This window comes from Nocardia vulneris (assembly GCF_001613425.1).
Classification (GTDB): domain Bacteria; phylum Actinomycetota; class Actinomycetes; order Mycobacteriales; family Mycobacteriaceae; genus Nocardia; species Nocardia vulneris.
Genome location: NZ_BDCI01000048.1, coordinates 87,885 through 107,005, shown reverse-complemented (window position 1 = coordinate 107,005; position 19,121 = coordinate 87,885). Strand labels below are relative to the sequence as shown.

11 protein-coding genes and 1 pseudogene are annotated in these 19,121 nt (G+C 69.4%); 2 read left to right on the top strand and 10 right to left on the bottom strand.

Annotation, left to right across the window (positions count from 1 at the left end; all coding sequences use genetic code 11):
* Positions 1 to 15 precede the first annotated feature (15 nt).
* Entirely contained in the window at positions 16 to 1,008 is a 993-nt protein-coding gene (locus NVU01S_RS39185) for an enoyl-CoA hydratase/isomerase family protein (protein ID WP_063776030.1), read from the top strand.
* Between the two features lie 29 nt (positions 1,009 to 1,037).
* Entirely contained in the window at positions 1,038 to 1,913 is an 876-nt protein-coding gene (locus NVU01S_RS39180; protein WP_043677728.1) for a MaoC/PaaZ C-terminal domain-containing protein, read from the top strand.
* Between the two features lie 40 nt (positions 1,914 to 1,953).
* Here the strand turns inward: NVU01S_RS39180 and NVU01S_RS39175 are convergent.
* The 10 genes and pseudogenes from NVU01S_RS39175 to NVU01S_RS39130 all read right to left on the bottom strand — a co-directional run.
* A pseudogene (locus NVU01S_RS39175) lies at positions 1,954 to 5,121 on the bottom strand (type I polyketide synthase); the annotation flags it as partial.
* 20 nt (positions 5,122 to 5,141) lie between these two features.
* Positions 5,142 to 10,793 (bottom strand): type I polyketide synthase, encoded by a 5,652-nt coding sequence (locus NVU01S_RS39170; RefSeq protein WP_052281086.1) that lies wholly within the window; start codon positions 10,791 to 10,793, stop codon positions 5,142 to 5,144.
* A 36-nt stretch (positions 10,794 to 10,829) separates the two neighbouring features.
* Positions 10,830 to 12,212 carry an NAD(P)/FAD-dependent oxidoreductase gene (locus NVU01S_RS39165; protein ID WP_052281085.1) on the bottom strand — a complete coding sequence of 461 codons (1,383 nt, stop codon included), beginning with the start codon at positions 12,210 to 12,212 and terminating at the stop codon, positions 10,830 to 10,832.
* A 55-nt stretch (positions 12,213 to 12,267) separates the two neighbouring features.
* Entirely contained in the window at positions 12,268 to 13,266 is a 999-nt protein-coding gene (locus tag NVU01S_RS39160) for a 3-oxoacyl-ACP synthase III family protein (protein WP_043677726.1), read from the bottom strand.
* Between the two features lie 20 nt (positions 13,267 to 13,286).
* On the bottom strand, positions 13,287 to 14,159 hold the full coding sequence (locus NVU01S_RS39155; protein WP_043677724.1) for an SAM-dependent methyltransferase: 873 nt from the start codon (positions 14,157 to 14,159) through the stop codon (positions 13,287 to 13,289).
* A gap of 1 nt (position 14,160) precedes the next feature.
* Positions 14,161 to 15,096, bottom strand: a complete 936-nt coding sequence (locus tag NVU01S_RS39150) for an SDR family NAD(P)-dependent oxidoreductase (protein ID WP_043677722.1) — start codon at positions 15,094 to 15,096, stop codon at positions 14,161 to 14,163.
* Between the two features lie 6 nt (positions 15,097 to 15,102).
* Positions 15,103 to 16,146 carry an SDR family oxidoreductase gene (locus tag NVU01S_RS39145; protein ID WP_052281084.1) on the bottom strand — a complete coding sequence of 348 codons (1,044 nt, stop codon included), beginning with the start codon at positions 16,144 to 16,146 and terminating at the stop codon, positions 15,103 to 15,105.
* The gene (locus NVU01S_RS39140; RefSeq protein WP_043677720.1) at positions 16,143 to 17,807 is read right to left on the bottom strand and encodes an AMP-binding protein; all 1,665 of its coding nucleotides are present in this window, start codon (positions 17,805 to 17,807) and stop codon (positions 16,143 to 16,145) included. The genes NVU01S_RS39145 and NVU01S_RS39140 overlap by 4 nt, the downstream gene beginning before the upstream one ends.
* Entirely contained in the window at positions 17,804 to 18,805 is a 1,002-nt protein-coding gene (locus NVU01S_RS39135) for an acyl-CoA desaturase (protein WP_043677718.1), read from the bottom strand. Before NVU01S_RS39135 ends, NVU01S_RS39140 begins: the two co-directional genes overlap by 4 nt.
* Entirely contained in the window at positions 18,802 to 19,074 is a 273-nt protein-coding gene (locus tag NVU01S_RS39130) for an acyl carrier protein (protein WP_043677716.1), read from the bottom strand. Before NVU01S_RS39130 ends, NVU01S_RS39135 begins: the two co-directional genes overlap by 4 nt.
* Positions 19,075 to 19,121: the final 47 nt, after the last annotated feature.

Below are 19,121 nucleotides of genomic sequence, written 5' to 3'. Positions count from 1 at the left end.
AGGGAGTGATTTCCGATGGAGACGTTAGAACTGAGCCAGACCGGGCGAGTGGTCATCGCCCGCTACGCCGCTCCGCCGTCGAACTTCGTCACCGCCGCCCTCCTCCGCGATCTCGATCTGCTGACGAAGGCCGTGGAGGCTGATCCCTCGGTCGGAGCCGTCGTGTTGACCGGCGGTGTGGACGGCCGGTTCCTCGGGCACGCCGAACCGACCGCTCTGCGCGACACTTCGGCGATGGCGCCGCGGCTGCCTGCGCCCCTGCTGCAGATCGGTGTGCGCGCGCTGGATCTCGTCCTGCGATTGCCCGGCGCCGATACCGCGGCGGAACGTTTCGGTGGCGCCGCGGGTGTCGGCGCGGTCTGGGCACATCGCTGGCGGCAGACCATCCTGCGGATGAATCGCTCAGGCGCGGTGTATCTTTCGGCGATCAACGGTCCGGCGCTCGGCGGCGGCTTCGAGCTCGCACTCGCCTGCGATCTGCGTTGCGCCGCCGACGACGCACGCATCGTCCTGGGCAATATCGAGATCCTGGCCGGGCTGTCCACCGGCGGTGGCGCGAGTCAGCGGCTCGCGCGCATGCTCGGCACGGCGCGCACGCTGGACCTGCTGCTCGACGGCGCCACCCTGACCGTGCGGCAGGCACTGCAGGCCGGCCTCGTCGAGGCCGTGGTACCGCCGGCCGAACTGCTCGAGTACACCTGCGCCACCGCGGCTCGGCTGGCGACCCGGCCCAGAACCGCCGTGCGCGCGGTGAAACACAGCGTCTACTTCGGTGCGAGCCAATCGCTTTCGCAGGGCTTGCGCACCGAGGCCGCCGAATTCCTCGGCGCGGCTTCGTCGGCTACCGCACACCGCCGCCTGACCGCACTCGTGGACGACGTCGCCGCGCTCGGCGACACACCGTTCCTGGCCCGGCCACAGAGCTGGCGCGACGGTACCCGGGTGGGTCGCAAATACGCGGTGCCCGAGCATGAGCACGGAGCTGCTCCGTTGCCCACGCCGTCCTGACCGGCTCACTACGACGAACGGGTAGCCCCATGAGTTCATCCACCGAGCAGCTGTCGAGTAGACCTCGGATCGGCGAGTTGTATCTGCGTGCCTTCGTCGGCGCGCTGCCGATCCCGGTCCTCAATGCGCGGCCGCAGACACTGCCGAACACGAGACTGACGCTGGCCGGCGCGCCCGTGCGCCGAGCCGAACTCGACGCGTATCGCGCGGCCTGCGGCCTCACCGACACCGGCGCACTGCCGCTCACCTATCCGTCCGTCCTGGCCAATCCGGTCGCGATGCGACTCATGGTGGCCCGTGATTTCCCGTTCGCGCTGCCCGGACTCGTCCACCTGCGCAACGTCATCGAGCAACGACGGCCGCTGCGTGGCGACGAGCTACTGGAGATCACCGTGCATTCGGCGGATCTGCGCGATCACCGGCGGGGCAAGGTCTTCGATCTGATCAGCGAGGTGTCCACCGCCGGAGAACCGGTGTGGCAACAGACAGCGACGCTGTTGAAACAGCAGAAGCGTCCCGCGGGTCCCCGCCCGGACGGTCAGGGCGACGACTCCCCGGTGCCGTCCGGCGCGCCGTTGCGCGTCGACCAGCGCACCGTCAACGGCTACGCCGCCGCCTCCGGGGACTACAACCCGATCCATGTCTCGGGGATCGGCGCCCGTATCCTCGGCTTCCCCGGTCCGATCGCACACGGAATGTGGCAGGCGGCAGCCGTTCTCGGCTCGGTACCGGACGAGTTCCCCGCCGCCTGCACCTATGACGTCACCTTCGGCAAACCGATGCTCATTCCGGGTGAAGCCCGCCTGGCCGTCGAACGCACGCACGACGGGTCCGGTTGGCACCTGTCACTGCGGCACGCGGGCAAGGGATTCGCGCATCTCACCGCCTCCCTCACCCCGCGATAGTCCGCAACCACGGCTCGATGGCGCGCGCGGCCTCGGCGGCGTGCGCTTCCAGGATGGAGAAGTGATCGGCGGCCACCTGCACCTGCGTCCCGCCGATCTGCCACGGTGGTGCAGCAGCCGTGGTACCGGTCGCCGCCAACGCCAAGACCGGCACAGTGCTCTGCGCGGGTTGCCATTCGTCGAACAACCGCAGGTAGTTCGCCATCGCCAGGAGATTGTCGTCACCGAGTACGACGCCGCCCGGGTCGAGGCTCATGATGTGCCGCATCGCCCAGCGGAAGGTCGCCTGCCGATGTGCGGGAGCGGGGTCGAAGGTGTCGATCAGCACGAGCCCGGCCGGCGCGCGGCCCACGCGGTCGAGGTGATCGGTCAGCGCGTGCGCGAGCACCCCGCCGATCGAATGACCGACCAGCACGAAAGGCAGGTCACCACACGCCGTCGTGATGGTGTCGGCGAGGGATTCGAGGGCCGCCTGCCAGGAGTCCGGCTGCGCGGCGGCACTGCCGAAACCCGGTAGCCGCAATGCGAAAGCACGCGGCCGAGTCGTGAACTCGGTGGTCAGACGGATGAATTGGTGCGGGCCCGAGCCCGCCAGGAAGGACGGGACACAGACCACCACAGGCGTGGCGCCCTCGGACAGCAGCATGGCCGATCCCGGATGCGCGCCGCGCGTCGCCGAATCGAAACTGTGCCGATAGCGCGAGGCCGAGACGAGCATCTCGACTCCCCCGAGAAGATCGCCCGCCGCGTCGGCCCGGCGCAGGAGCGCCGTGAGCGTATGACCGCTCGCGGCGGGAGCCTGCGGGGGCGGCGGCGGGGTTTCGGCGACCGGTTCCAGCCAGAACCGGCTGCGTTGAAAAGGGTAGGTGGGCAAGTCGATCCGGCGACCGGGCGGGATCAGGCGGGACCAGTCGACAGTGGCGCCGCAGGCGTAGGCCGCGGCAACGGCGCCGGCGATGTCGTAGGTACCGGCGCGGTCGAACGGCGCCAAGCCCGCCAGCACGACTGCCCTTCTCGCACTGTCCGTTTCGGCGACCTGCTCGGCGATGCCGCTTGGTCCATTCGCTCGGGGACCGAGTTCGATGAAGGTGCGATAACCGGCCACCACCAGTTCGGCGAGGCGTCGGCTCAGCGGCTGTGACATGTTCGAGACGACTTCCCGCGCAGCCTGTTCCAGCGTGACAGTGCCCGAGAGGAATCGGCCGGCCGCGGGACAGACGTTGTCGTCTATCACAGGTACCGACGCCGGCAGATACTCCTGCCAGACCGCCGCGGCTGCCACGGCGAGCGCGAACAATCCCTGCCGTGCGACGTCGTCCCGGTCGGCCGGTGGCGCACCTGCCGCCCCGGTCACCACCGCGCGCAGGTCGGCGCCGCCGTTGCGGAGCAGCGCATCGGCGCAGGCCCGGAACCGCTCGGCGAAAACCGGTGCGGTGCCGAGTAGGTCCGCCACCGCGCGAGACCACCCGGCACGGTCGGACCCGACGACGTAGGCGACCCGATGGCCTCCCTTCGTCCCGGTACCGCGGGCGATGCCATCGCGGTACGTCATCCGCTTCGGTGCGGCCTGTTCCGCGAGTACCCGCAGGGCCGAGCGTAATTCGGCCACGCCGGTACCGACGATGGCGGCGCGGTATTCGAGATGCGCCCGGGTGGTGGCCAAACTGTGGGCGAGGTCGACGGGCCGGTGCGCGGGATGGGCGTCGAGCCAGGCGCCGAGCTGCACTGCTCGTGCGGTGAGCGCCGCTGCGGTCCGCGCCGACAACAGCCACACCGTCGGCGACGTGGGATCCGGCTGCGCGGCACAGTCTTCCACTGCCGGCGTGACGGGCGGCTCTTCCACGATCACGTGGGCGTTGGTACCGCTGGCGCCGAACGCGGAGATCCCGGCGCGGCGCGGTGCACCGGCGACGTCTCGACGCCACGGCCGGTGACTGCGCAGCAGTGAGACGGCTCCGTCGCCCCAATCCACCCGGCTGGACGGCACTTCCGCGTGCAGCGTCCGAGGCAGCGTGTCGTGCCGCAGGGCCATGATCATCTTGAGCAGTCCGCCCACCCCCGCCGCCGCCTGGGTGTGGCCGATGTTCGACTTCAGCGAACCGAGCCACAGCGGTCGATCCGCGGCGCGGTCGCGCCCGTAGGTCGCGAGCAGTGCGTTCGCTTCGATCGGATCGCCGAGCGTGGTGCCGGTGCCGTGCGCCTCCACGGCGTCGACCTCGGCCGGACCCAGGCCCGCATCGGCGAGTGCGGCACGGATGACGCGCTCCTGAGCGGGACCGCTCGGCGCGGTCAGGCCGTTGCTGGCGCCGTCGGAATTCACGGCCGATCCACGGAGCACGGCATGAACGCGATGGCCGTTGCGCTGCGCGTCACCGAGCCGTTCCAGCAGCAGCAAACCCATGCCCTCCGCCCAGCCGGTGCCATCGGCGTTGTCCGCGAAGGATTTACACCGGCCGTCCGGGGCGAGTGCGCGTTGCCTGCTGAACTCGAGAATGACCGACGGGGTGGCCATCACGGTCGCGCCGCCCGCGACCGCGAGATCGCTTTCACCGCGCCGCAGCGACTGCATCGCCAAGTGCGTCGCCACCAGTGACGAGGAACAGGCCGTGTCCACCGTGAGCGCGGGCCCGGTGAAGCCGAAGGTATACGCCACGCGGCCCGACAGGACACTGCCCATCATGCCGAGTCCCCAGCGGCCGTTGAGGGCGTCCGCGTGCTGGGCGGACAGCCAGGTGTAGTCCTGATACATCGTCGCGGCGAACACACCGGTCCGGCTGCCGCGCAGGGCAGCGGGGTCGAGGCCCGCGTGTTCCAGCAACTCCCAGGTCCCCTCCAGCAGCAACCGCTGCTGTGGATCCAGCGCGATCGCTTCCCGTGGGCTCAACGCGAAGAATCGCGGGTCGAAATCTGCTGCGCCCGAGATGAATCCGCCGGAACGGACATACGAGGTGCCCTTGTGATCGGGGTCCGGGTCATAGAGCCGGGCCAGGTCCCAGCCGCGATCATCGGGAAAGTCCCCGATCGCGTCGCGGCCCGCGGCGACCAGCTCCCACAACTGCTCCGGTGAACCGACGCCACCTGGATACCGGCAGGCCATGCCGACGACCGCGATCGGCTCGCGATGCCGTAGCGCCTCCGCGCGCAGCCGCACGTTTTCCTTCATCGTCGTGCGCAGTGCACGCACCAGCTCATCACCGTCAACGGCCATGGTGGACAACCCCTGTCGAATCAGTCGTCGGACAGCGCCAGCCGGATGAGCGACTCGGCGTCCAGCGCGTCCATCGCATCCAGTGCTGCCCCGGCCGAGCTCTGGTCGGTCGCGAATTCCGTTGGTGCACCTGCCGAGCCGAACATCGCGTCGTGCAGGTAGCCCGCGATCGCGGCGGGCGAGGGATGATCGAAGATCACGGTGGTCGGTATCACCAGGCCGGTTTCGAAGCTCAACCGGTTGCGCAGTTCCACCGCGCCCAGCGAGTCGAAGCCGAGATCGGTGAAGGCCCGGTCCGGATCGACCGCGTCGCCGGACGGATAGCGCAGGACGCTCGCGACCTCCACACAGACGAGCCGCAGCAGCTCCGATTCCCGTTCGCTGCCCCGCAAGTGCGCCAATTGCCTGCCGAACGTCCCGGACGCCGCCGTGGGGGCGGCGGCGGGAACGAGATCCGAGAGGATCGGCGCGAGCGGGATTCCCGACGCGCGCAGCGCGACCGGATCGAGCGCCAGCGGGATGACGGACGGCTCAGCGCAAACGGCCGTCGCGTCGAACAATCGCAGTCCCGCTGGTCGCTCCAGCGCCAGGAACCCGGCCCCGGCCAGGCGCGCCTTGTCGGCCGCGGTCAGCTCGGCGGTCATCGCACTCGGCTGCGCCCACATACCCCAGGCCATCGACACCGCGGCGAGGCCACGTGCCCGCCGCCAGCCGGCCAACCCGTCCAGAAAGGCGTTGGCGGCAGCGTAGTTCGCTTGGCCCGGCGCGCCGAGCACACCCGCCGCCGACGAGAACAGGACGAACGCGACGAGATCGAGCTCCGCCGTCAATTCGTGCAGATGCCAGGCCGCCGCCACCTTCGGGCGCAGCACGCGGTCCAGGCGCTCGGTGGTCATCGACTCGATCACGCCGTCGTCGAGGACCCCGGCCGCGTGCACGACCGCGCGCAGCCGATGCCCGGCGCGGACCCGGGCGAGCAGCGCGGCGAGCTGGGCACGATCGGCGACATCGCAGGCGGCGAGCTCGACCTCGGCCCCCGATTCCCGCAGCCGGGCAACGAGTTCCGGCGCTCCCGCGGCTTGCGCACCGCGCCGGCCGACCAGAATCAGCCGCCGCACGCCGTGTTCGGCCACCAGGTGTTCGGCGACGAGGGCGCCGAGTCCGCCGGTACCGCCGGTGATCAACACCGAGCCGTCGAGCTCGGACCAGGGCGCGCCACCGTCCGGCGCGCGCATCGGCCGCAGCCGCGGCACGAGCACCTGCCCGTCCCGCACCGCCAGCTGGGGAATACCGGCGCGCATCGCGCGGCCGAGCGTGCCCGCATCGACCGAGGGCTCGATATCGGCGAGCACGAACCGATCCGGATGCTCGGTCTGCGCGCTGCGGACCAGTCCCCACACGGGGGCCGCCCGGGGATCCAGCACATCCGCGGACCGCGCGGACACCGCGCCGCGGGTGCAGAACAGCAACCGGGCTCGGGCCCATCGACTGTCCGACAGCCACTCTTGGACCAAGCGCAACGCCTGGTGCGCGACCGTCGCGGTGGCGGCGGGCAGGTCCACGTCGGCGATCGACGCCGAGACGTCCTCGGCGGGGTCGACGACGATCAATTCCGGTACGGACGCGCCGGATTCGATATCCGAGATCAGCGCGGGCAGGTCGGCATACCGACGCGCACCGGTGACCTGCGCCGTGCCCACCGTCGCGACCGCCACCGGATCCGGCGCCTGCGCGGCCGGGTCGACGGCCTGCCATTCGCACCGGAACAACGAGTCCGCCGGCGCGGCCTGCGCCGCGCCGAACTGTGCCAGCGAAACCTTGCGTGCCAGAACCGATTCGACCGAGACGACAAGGGCACCGGACTCGTCGACCGCGGTCATCCGCACCGAATCGGGCCCCGCCGCGGTCAATCGCACCAGCAACGCGGACCCGGATCGCGGCGTCGGGTGGATTCTGACCCCCGACCAGAGGAACGGCAGCCATACCGTGCCGTCCTCGTCAGGGCGTTCCAGCAGCGCGGCGTGCAGGGCGGCGTCGAGAGTTCCGGGATGCACGAGGAATTCGCTCGGCTCCGCCCCGGTGGGCACGGGGTCGATCCTTGCGTAAAGGCTGTCCTCGTGCCGCCATGCCGCACGCAGACGCTGGAATTCTGGTCCGTATCCGAGGCCGCGCCGGGCGAGTTCCGGATACAACTCGTCGATGTCCAGTGCGACGGCACCCGGCGGTAGTGCGATCGACAGTGCTTGCGCGACAGTGTCATCGGCACTCAACGTGGCCGTGGCATGCCGGGTCCAGCCCGCACCCAGGTCGGCGTGCAGCGTGAACGACTGCCGGCCGGCACCGAGCGGTTCGAGCCGCGCCTGCACCGCCACCGCCCGGTCGGGCGGCACCACGAGCGGCGCGTGCAAGGTCAGCTCGGTCAGCGTCGGCGTGCCCGAGCGGCGACCGAGATGCGTCGCGATCTCGACGATCGCCGCGCCCGCGACCACGACGGCGCCGAAGACCGTGTGAGCACGCAGCCAGGGCTGCGTGCTCGCCGACCAGCTGCCGACGAACAGCGAGCCGGTCCCCTCGGCCAGCTCCAGTGTCGCGGCGAACAGTGGATGCCGATCGGCGACGAGGCCGCAGTCGTCGCCCGCAGGCACCGCCGGTGCGCGCTCGGCCCAGTAACGCTGCCGCTCGAACGGGTAGGTGGGCAGTTCGAGCCGCCGTGCGCTCGCCGGTGGGCCCGAGGACCAGGCCACCGGCGCGCCGCCGACATAGGCCGTGGCCAACGCCGTGAGCAGGGTGCGACTCTCGGACCGGCGCGGTCGCATCGTCGGGACGACCACCGCGTCCTGCCCGGAGTGGGCGAGATGTCCTTTCGCGAGCACCGAGAGCTGGCCGCCGGGACCGGCTTCCAGGAAGGTGTCGACCCCCGCGTCGGTGAGCCAGGCGAGCCCGGCACCGAATCGCACCGTATCCCGGACATGGCGCACCCAGTACTCGGCGGTGCCGAAATCGTCGGCGGGCGCACCGGTCAGGTTCGAGACGACAGGTATCTGTGGCCTGTTGACCGTGATCCGCTCGGCGATATCGGCGAATTCGGCCAGCATCGGGGCCATGAGCTGCGAGTGGAAGGCGTGACTGACGGTGAGGCGTTTGGTCCGCCGCCCGGCCGCCGACCACCGCTCGGCGATCGCGGTGGTCTCCTCGGTCGAGCCGGAAAGCACCACCGCCGCAGGCCCGTTCACCGCTGCGACCGCCACGTCGGTCCCCGCGGTGCGAAGATCGGCGCGGATCTCGGCCTCGGTGGCCTCGACGGCGATCATCGCCCCGCCCGCGGGCAGCGCCTGCATGAGCCGGGCGCGCGACGCCACGAGCAGACAGGCGTCCGGCAGATCCAGCACGCCGCAGACATGTGCGGCCGCGAACTCACCGACGGAGTGCCCGATCAGGTAAGCCGGTCGCACCCCGAAGGATTCGAGCAGCCGGTACAGGGCGACCTCGACAGCGAAGAGCGCCGCCTGGGTGTACCCGGTCTGGTCGAGCAGACCCGGTTCATCCGTGCCCGCGATGATCCGGTCGAGCGGCCGATCGAGGTGCCGATCGAGTTCGGCGTGCACGTCGCGATACGCCGTCGCGAAAACCGGGTACAGCGCGGCCAATTCGGTGCCCATGCCGAGGTATTGAGCGCCCTGCCCGGGAAACATCACCGCCAGGGTGGATCTCCGATCGAGCCGGATACGTCCCGTGAGCACCGCACCGCTCGGCGCGCCGGTGGCCAAGGAGCTTAGGGCAGTGCGTAATTCGGCGCTCCCGGTCCCGATGAGGGCCGCGCGGTGCTCCAGCTGTGCCCGCGTCTCGGCGAGCGCGCGCGCGAGTTCGGCAGGGTCCTGGTCCGGATGCGCGTCGAGCCAGGCGCCCAGCTGATCGGCCTGCTGTGCGAGCGCCCGCGGGGTGCGCGCGGAGAGCACCCACACCGCGGGCGTCTCGGCCTCGGGGCACGGGGGGACGGAAACCGACTGCGCCGGCGGCTCTTCGACGATGACATGTGCGTTCGTCCCGCTGATGCCGAAGGCCGACACCGCGGCGCGGCGGCGTCTGCCGGACCGGTCCGGGGGCCACGGCACGGCGGCGGTCAACAGCGAGACCGCCCCGCTTCCCCAATCCACCTTCCGGGAGGGCGCGTCGACGTGGAGCGTTCGCGGAAGCGTGTGGTGCCGCAACGCCATGATGGTCTTGATCAGTCCGCCGACGCCCGCGGCGGCCGAGGTGTGACCGATATTGGACTTGAGCGAGCCCAGCCACAGCGGGCGATCCGCCGATCGCGAGCGACCGTAGGCGGCGAGCAACGCGTTCACCTCGATCGGGTCGCCGAGTACGGTGCCGGTGCCATGACCTTCGACGGCGTCGACGTCGGCGGGCGCGAGTCCGCCGTCGGCCAGCGCGGCACGGATCACCCGTTCTTGCGACGGGCCGTTGGGGGCGGTCAGGCCGTTGCTCGCGCCGTCGGAATTCACCGCCGAGCCGCGCAGGATCGCGTGCACGCGATGGCCGTTGCGTCGTGCGTCGCCGAGCCGTTCCAACAGCAGCAGACCCATGCCCTCGGAGAATCCGGTGCCGTCCGCCGCGTCGGCGAAGGACTTGCACCGGCCGTCGGGCGCCAGCGCCCGCTGCCTGCTGAACTCCACATGCACTGCGGGAGTGGACATCACCGTGACCCCGCCGACGACCGCGAGGGTGCTCTCGCCACGGCGCAGCGACTGCGCGGCCAGATGCACCGCCACCAGCGAGGAAGAGCAGGCGGTATCGATGCTCATGGCGGGCCCGAGGAACCCGAACGCATACGCCACCCGGCCCGACGCGAGGCTGTCCATCATTCCGAGGCCCCACCTGCCTTCGAGACCGGCCGCCGGTTCCCGAGTCAAATAGCAGTAGTCGCCGCTGCAGACCCCGAGAAACACGCCCGTCGCGCTACCGCGCAGACTCGTCGGATCGATACCCGCCTGCTCGAAGAGCTCCCAGGCGCCCTCGAGCGGCAACCGATGCTGCGGATCCATCGCCACCGCGTCGTGCGGACTGATCCCGAAGAACTGCGGATCGAATTCCGCTGCTCCGGAAAGGAACCCGCCGTGTCTGGTGTAGCTGGTACCGAGATGGGCCGGATCGGGGTGATACAGCCGCGCGAGGTCCCAGCCGCGGTCCGCCGGGAAGTCACCGATGGCATCGCGCCCCTCGGCGACGAGCGCCCACAACTGCTCCGGCGAGGACACCCCACCCGGATAGCGGCAGGCCATGCCGACCACCGCGATATCGTCGTCAGAATTGCCCTCTTGTTCCGGAAGCTTCTCTGCCACAGCGGATTCGGAGTCTCGCGGTGCAATAGGCGCGATCCGGTCGAGCAGGTATTCGGCCACCGCCGCCGGATTCGGCCGATCGAACAGCATCGTGAGCGGCAACTCGAGGCCGGTAGCTCTGGACAGCTGTTCGGTCAAGGCCAGACCGGCCAGCGAGTTGTATCCGTAGTCCAGGTAGGCCCGGTCCGGTACCACCTCGTTCGGTGCGCAGCCGAGCAGTGCCGCGGTCTCGGTGAGCACCAGATCGAGGCAGAGCCCGTAGCGCCGGCCGGGCTCGGAGCGCGAAACACGGTGCGCGAAAGCCGAACCCGAATCGTCGGTCGTATCGGTCATGGCGATCTTCTTTCGGTGACGTCTCGTTGCCCGGATTCAGACGAACTGGCCGCGAATGAGTTTCGGATGTCGATCCTGTGCGGCGAGCACGCTGGACACGGCTTTGGCGCCGAGGAACGACAGCGGTTCCGGCGGAAACACCTTCTCTTTGCCGCGCACGAAAAGCAGATTGCTGTACGAGGTGTCCCGGTCGAGGATGAGGTCGCGCAACGCCTTGCCGGCGGTGTGGGTGAGCGCGATGCCATTGCCGCAGTAACCGTGCGCGTAGAACCGGCCGTCACCGAAAGCGCCGACGTGCGGTACCACCTCCCGGGTGATCGCCACGCAGCCGCCGTAGGTGTGACTGAACGGAATATCGCGCCACATCGGGAAATACCGGGCGAGCACCGCGCGCAGCGCCGCGGTCGCCCGCGGGCTGTCGATGTGGCGGGCCTCGTCCATATCGCGCCGGAAGTGATAGTCGGCGCGACCTCCACCGAACAGCAACCGGTTCTGCGCCGTGAGCCTGCCGAACACGATGAAATTGCCCGCCTCGACGAAGCCTTCGCGGTCCGGCCAGCGCACCTGCCGCAATTGTGCGTCCGTCAGCGGCTGCGTCACCGCCGCATAGCTCCACACCGGCACCACTTTGCGCCGGAACTCGGCGAACTGATGCTGATAGGCGTTGGTGGCGTACAACACCCGGCTCGCCCTCACCCGCCCCTGCGCGGTGGTCACCTGATATCCCCCCGGAGCTGGTTCTACCCGCAGTGCTCGGGTCCGCTCGTGCACCTGAACCCCCGCCGCGGTGACGACCCGGCACAGTCCCCGCGCGAGCCGGTGTGGATTGATCAGCGCCCCACCGACTTTGAAGGCGGCCCGGATGGCCGGGGAATCGATCCTCGCGCGCGCCGCATCGCGGTCGAGCAGGTCGAGCCCGGATTTCGCGCCGAGCAGCGCGGCCAGTTCGATATCGCGTTCCAGCAGGCGGATCTGATCGTCGTCGGCCGCGACCTGGTAGTAGCCCGCGGGCTCCAGCTCTGCGTCCACCCCGTATCGGGTGCAGAAACGGCCCAGCTCGAGCATCGATTTGCCCACCGCGGCGTAGGCCAGCTTCGAGCGTTCCGCGCCGAACCGATGGATCAGCGCGCCGAGGCTGTGCCCGATGGTCGGCGTGACGAAGCCGTCGTTGTGCCCCGACGCGCCCGCGCCCGCGTAGTCGGCTTCGAGGATGTGGATGGAGATGCCGGGATCGGCTTGTTTGAGAAAGTGCGCGGTCCACAAGCCGGTGTACCCGCCGCCGATGATGCACACATCGCAGGAGACGTCGCCCCGCAGGGGCGGACCGGGAACAACCGGTTCTGTCTCGCGCCAATATATTTCGTGTTTCACAGGGGCCGAGCCGGATAGTGCGGCCGGGGCCGGTGCGATGTCGGTCATCGGAACCTTTCGCGGTCGGGGCAAGACGTGTCGTGCACGGCAGGCGGTTTCGGGGTCATCCGTGCCATCGGGCAGCCACTGCGGACGCCATATCCCCGGCGTGCGCGAATCCGGCGAAGACGACGAGATCGCCGTCGGCGACCGCGCCGGCCCGCAGCGCACGTTCGAACGTCACCGGCACACCGGCGGTGTACAGGTTCCCGAATTCGTCGTAGGAGTCGAAGTGGCGCTCCGCAGGCACCCCGAGCGCTTGCCGCCAGGTCTGCAGGAAGAGTTTGTTCGGTTGGTTGGTCACCAGCACGTCGATGTCCTCGGTCGCGACACCCAGCTGCTTGCAGACATCGGTGACGGCTTCGGGCACCAAGGTGTTGCCGCGCTGGATGATGTCGCCGAGCTTCTCGTGCGGGAAGCTCACCATCAGCTCCTCGGTACCCGGCTCCCAATACTTCCGTCCGCCCGACAGACCGAGGTCGGTGGCGTACTCGGGCAAGTGGATCACGCTGGTGCCCAACAGCGGCGCGGCGCCGTGCGCGCTGACATAGGTGACCCCGCAGCCGTCGCCCGCCACCGCCGCGAACGGGCTCTTGCGCACGCCGGGTTGCGAAAAGAACTGTCCCGCACCGTTCTGCACGTTGCACAGCAGGGCGGTGCGGGCCACGCCGCTCGTGATCATCGCGTCCGCGAGCCGCATCATGTAGCCGAACGACGCACAGCCGCCGTTGTGCAGATCGATGACCCAGCGCGGTGTGCACCCGAGCAGTGCGGCCGCTTCCGCGCCGGATCCGGTGATCGGATGGTCCGGCAGCATCACATTCGTGAGGAGAATATCGATGTTGCCGGACGGTTCGAGCCCGAGGCGCTCGAACATCGGCCGCGCCGCGGCGACGATCATCTCCGCGGCACGCTCGTCGCCGACGTGATGCCGGGTGGCCGGCGCCTTGAACATGGGGTTGTTCGCCAGCGGTGCGGCCAACTCCTCCTCGGTGAAGAAGAATGTCGCGGGAACCGGCGGCCCGGGCAGGTAGCTGCCGAAATCAACAATTCCAGTAGGCATGTGTCGCAATCCTTTTCGAGCTACCAGCGTTCGAAGACGATTCGGGCCAAGCCGGCATGCTTGCGCCGGAAGACCTCGATGGATACCCGCAGATAGCGTTCGTAGCGTTCGGTGGTCGCCGGGCCGACCAATTCGATGGCCCGTGCCCGGTCGGCCAGGAGCCGGTCCAGCCAGACCTGGCAGGTACGGGCGTAGTCGGCGGCGTCATTGCGCACCGAGACCACCTCCAGCAGGCCCTCGCTCGCCGCGCACACCTCCGCGAGCCAGGGCACCTCCGACTCCGGGAAGATCCAGCGATTGACCCGGATCATCTCCCGCTGGATCGCCCAGTCGGCGGCCGTATCATGGCCGCGCACAATGGTTTGCAATCCGAGCCTGCCGCCCGGTGCCAGCCATTCGCGGCAGCTGGTGAAGAACTGCCGATAGGCCGCGATCTTGCGTTCCCGGCTCATGCCCAGATTCGCGAAATGCTCCATCGCGCCGATGGAGACGATGGCGTCGTAGGGCTGTGCGGGCCGGTGGTCGGTCCAGTTCTCCAGCCGGAGATCACACCGTTCGTCCGCCCACGCCGACGTGGCCGCCAACTGGGCCGCGCTCAAGGTCAGACCGGTGACGTGTCCGACCCCGTGGGTGTCGAGCAGCCGCCGCACCATGGCGCCCCAGCCGAACCCGACGTCGAGTACGCGTCCGGCGCCGGCGGCGCGGGCGCGGGTGGCGAGATAGTCGTGCTTGCGTTGCTGAGCTCGTTCGAGGGTGTCGTCCCCCTCGGCCCACAGGGCGCACGAATAGGTCATGCTCGGGTCGAGCCACAGCCGATAGAAGTCGTTGCCCGCGTCGTAGTGATGCTGGATCGCGGTCGGTGACGCGCCGAGATAGTCGGTGTCCGTGGCCATTTCATGCCTCCCGGCGATTCGTCGGCACGGTGCGCGCGATCCGGCCGAGGCGTTCCATGCGGGCCGCGAGCGTGATGGTGCCCTCGAGCCGGAACGGCGGCGGCCGGCGACCGTCGACGTCGCTGAATCCGTACTTGGCCGCCAGATCGCCGACGGCGAGGCGAGCACCGGCGTAACCCGCCAACTCGGCGTCGACGCTGAGCTCGGCCACGGCACGACCGACGTATTCCGGCGAATGCGCGACCTCGGCCGGGCCCGCGCCGACGAGATCCCATGCGCCCGAGACCCGTTCGGTCCGCACGAAACCCGGATGCAGGGCGACCGGCACCACGGACGTCTTGCGCAGGTCGTAGGCCATGCCGACCACCATGCGGTCCGAGGCGTACTTGCTGATGTCGTAGGGCACCTGACCGAGGTAGACCGCACCGTCGGTGAACGAGACGTTCACGATGAGCCCCGCCGGGGCCTGTGTCAGCAACGGCGCCGCCAGGGCGCTGACCGCGTACTGGGCTCGCAACGAGCCGGCGAACAGGTCGTAGCGCCACATCGGCTGCCGCCAGAACGGGGCATGGAAAGGCGCCTCCTCGCTGAACCTTTCGTAGCCCGCCCAAGCGTTGTTCACCAAAAGGTCCAAGCGGCCCTCGGATTCGGCGATCCGCGCGATCAGCGCGGCATTGTCCGAGTCGTCGGTGTGATCGCACGCCACGGGGATCCCCTTCCCGCCTCGTGCCGTCACCTGTTCCGCGGTGTCCTCGACCGTGCCGGGCACGCCCTCGGTGGTGCCACCGCGCCGGGTGCTGCGGCCGGTGACGTAAACCGTTGCCCCACACTCGCCGAGCGCCAGGGCGACGCCGAGCCCGACGCCGCGGCTGGCACCGGTCACCAGCGCGATCCGGCCCGACAGGTCGGGCCGCTGCCAGTCACTGGTTCTCGTCATAGCGGGTCACCTCTCTGCTGTCCGCGCCACGGCGGCCTCGTTCGCCCAGAACTTCAGGCTGCTGCGATAGGCGTCGCGGTCGGACGGAAAGTCCACGCCGAGCCGTTCGCGCAGTTCGGTTTTCGAGCTGGGCAGCACCCCGCCCGCCGCATGGGTCATCTCGCTGACATCGATCAGCACCTTCAGAAACGACCTCGTCAACGGCGGCAGTTCCGCCAGCGGAACCGGCAGCCGCCGACGCGGGTCGACGATGCGCAGCTCGCCCAGGGGGCGGCCGAGTGCGGCGGCGTGCTCGGTCAGGATGTCTCTGGCCTGCGCCACCGTCATCGCGTCGGCGCCGTAGGTGAGCCATTCGATCTGCCCGCGCAGATCATCGGCCTCCAGGGTGCGCACCACCGCATCGACGGTGACATCGAGTGGCACGAAGTCGAGCAGGTTGCCCGGGTGGGCGGGCAGATACGGCGCCTTCCCGCGGCAGATGAACTCCGACATCACCTGCACGATCTGGCGGCGGCTGCTTGCCCCGGTCCGGGAGTCGCCGACCAGATTGGTCGGCCGGTAGACGGCGTACGGGACACCGCTCGCGGCGATCAGCCGCTCCGCTTCGAGTTTCGACCAGACGTAAGGCCGGACGACGTTGTCCTGCGCGACATCCGCCAGGCCCGTGCGCTCGATCCCGTGCACGAAACAGGTGCTCAGATAGTGCACCGGCGCCCCGGCCCGGCGCGCGAACTCCAGCACCCGTTCGGTGCCGTCGATATTGATCTCCTGGTAGCGGCTGCGGCTCTTGCCCCACGTCGTCAGCGCGCCCGAGTGCACCACGACATCGACCCGCTCGGCCAGTTCGTGCCACCGCGACGCGGTCAAGCCGAGCAGCGGCTTCGCCAGGTCGCCGTGGACGACCTCGGTGACGTCCGGCCGCTCGGTGTCGACGTGCACCAAACCGGTGACGTGGTGCCGCGACAACGCCTCGACCAGGGCCCGGCCGATCACCCCGGACGGACCGGTGACCAGGATGCGCCGCTTGCTGAAGGGGATGGTTTCGTTCACGCCGGCTCCGCCTGTTCCGCGAGTTGCACCGTCGCCACCCGCGCGAAACCGCCCGCGGCGAGGCGCTCTCGGCAGCGATGCCGCTGGATCTTGCCGCTGGGAGTTCTCGGCAACGCGTTGCGGCGCAGGAACACGCATTCGTCGAGTTCCAGTGCACCCGTTGCCATCGCGGCGGCCGCGGCCCCGCGGGCCACCTCCCCGAAGTCGGTGCGGGCACCGCCTGACTCGACCAGCAGCGTCAGCCACGGGCGGCCGACTCGCGCGGAGTCGACCAGCGTCGAACAACCCCATCGCAGGCCGCCGGACACCTCGATGGCCTTCTCGACCTCGCGCAGGTACACGTTGCGGCCACCCACCGAGATCATGTCGTCGCTGCGCCCGACCGGGTACAGATGACCGTCCACGACGAAGCCGAGGTCGCCGGGATCGAGCACCCCGTCGTCGAAGTGCTGACCCGTGCGCGCCGGATCACCGTAGTAGCCGCAGGCCAACGACACCGAACGGAATCGGATCGGCGCGAGCCGCTCCTGGTCCGGGCCGGGTTCGACCAGTTCCGTGCCAGGACAGACCGGGCCCGCGCTGACCACCTTCGTCGCGCCGGGATCGGCCGGATCGACGCGGCGCAGCCGGCCCGCCGCGAGCGCCGTCGCGTCCATCGCGAGGAAGCGCGGCTCCTCGGTCAGCGGCGTCGCGGTCACCGCGAGTGTGCCCTCGGCGAGGCCGTACGCGGGCATCAGCGCCTGCCGGCGTAACCCGAATCGGCCGAGGTCGGCGACCGCGCTCTCGAGCACCTCCCAATAGACCCGCTCTGCCCCGATGATGGCCGCCTTCAACTGGGCCAGCGATCCGGGCAGCTGTTTCGCGCGCAGCCTGGTGACCCGGGCCGCCACCTGCAACGCGGTCGGGCTGCCCGCCGTGTAGTGCGCGCCGTAGCGCGCGATGTCCTCGAACCAGGTCTTCGGCGACATCAGGAACCGCTGCGGCGTCGAGTAATACGTGGTGACGTCGTTCCACCAGCCGCTGAGCAGACCGCCGAACAACCCCATGTCGTGCGACCACGGCAACCAGCAGACCCCGACCTCGCCCGGCTCGGCCTCGGTCAGGTTCGCCAGCATGTCCAGCTGTGCCGCGATCGCCCGCGGTGTCAGCATGCAGCCCTTGGGCGACCCGGTGCTGCCCGAGGAGTACTGGATGAACGCCACCTCGTCCGCGCCGGGCGGCGCCGGCTCGACGCTGTCCCGTTCGCGACCGAGGGATTCGAACGCGACATGGGGCACCCCGTCGTCCCGCGGGCCCGGCAGGCTCGCCAGTAGCGCGGCATCCGCCAGCAGCACAACGGGTTCCAATTGATCGAGAACGACGCGCAATTGGTCCGCGTAACCGGCGGCGTCGGTGCCCGCCACCCGCACGGGCAGCGAAGCCACCACCGCGCCGCACATCCAGCTCGCCACCAGCGCGCGGGCCGCGTGCGGGCCGTTCGTGAGCACGATCGCGACCCGGGTTCCCGGCCCTACTCCGTGCCTGCGCAACGCGCGGGTCGTATCCTGCGCCCCGGCAACCAGTTCCGCCCAGCTGGTGGCGACATATCCGCCGTCGACCCAGAAGGCGGCGCTGGATCCGAACGATCGCGAATCCTCGAAAAGCCGCTGCCACAGAGTCATTCCACATCCGCCACGTCGACGGGACCCAGATCCTTGGCGCTCGCCTGCCCGCGCTCGGCCAGCGGACGGGCGGGCTCGTGCGGTGCGGCGCGGCCGCTGCCGACCCGGCTCAGCCCGGCGGCCCGTTGCTGCTGCCGGACCGGGTCGATGCGGATGATGTCCCAGGCCAGATGCAGCTTCTCCAGCGTGTAGATGGTCAGGGCGCTGAGATCCAGCTCCCACCAACGGAACCCGTGCCGCGCCGAACGCGGGAACGCGTGGTGGTTGTTGTGCCAGGATTCCCCGAAGGACGGGATCGACAGCCAGAACACGTTGCGGGATTCGTCGGCGGTGTCGAAGCGGCGTCTGCCGAAGTAGTGTCCGATCGAATTCACCGCGTAGGTCACGTGGTTTCCGATGAACATCCGCACCAGCCCGCCCCACAGGATGCCGGTCAGAAAGCCGGCCAGGGTGCCGGTGAAAGCCAGACCGAGCAGCCCCGGCAGCAGCAGGCCCGCGAGCACGACCGGGACGAACCTGATCGACAGGAATCGGATGTCGGCGTCCCGGCACAGATCCGGGCAATAGCGCACCGGATCGGAGGACAGATTCTTGTCGAAGAGCCAGCCCAGGTGCGAGTGCCAGAGACCTTTCACGACGCCGCGGAAGTCCACTCGGTCTTCGAAGTAGGGCGAGTGCGGATCACCGGGTTTGTCCGCCACCCGATGGTGGCGGCGGTGGTGTGCGACCCAGATGAGCGGCGGCCCCTGACCTGCCATCGCGCCCGCGGTCACGAAGAAGAGTTTGATCGGCCGAGTCGTCTTGAACGACCGGTGTGCGAGCAACCGGTGATAGCCGATGGAGACCCCCAGTCCGCCGATCACGCTCATGATCACGAAAACGGCCAGGTCCGCGGGGCCTACCAGGGAGTTCCACAGCAGCACCATGGCCGCGATGACGCCGACGAAAGGCAGGATGGACGCCGCGAGAATATATATGTAGTGCTCGCGGCCGTTCATCGTGGAATTTCCTCGCCAGACGGGTATTTCTCGGCGAGGATCTCGTTCGCCAACGCGACGAGATGGCCCAGCGTCTGGATATCGGCGGCCTTGGCGGGATCGAATTCGATCTCGTTGTCCTCCTCCAGCTCGAAGACGATCTCGGCGGTCTGCAGACTCGACAGCCCGATATCTTCCAATGCGGTGTCGCCGGAAATCACGAGATCGGCCGGATAATTGCCCTTGAGCTTATGCCTGATCTTGGCTTCGACCTGATCCAGGGTAATCATCGATAAGCCCCCTTCTACCGGCGTGACAAAATGACCGGTGGAGAAAT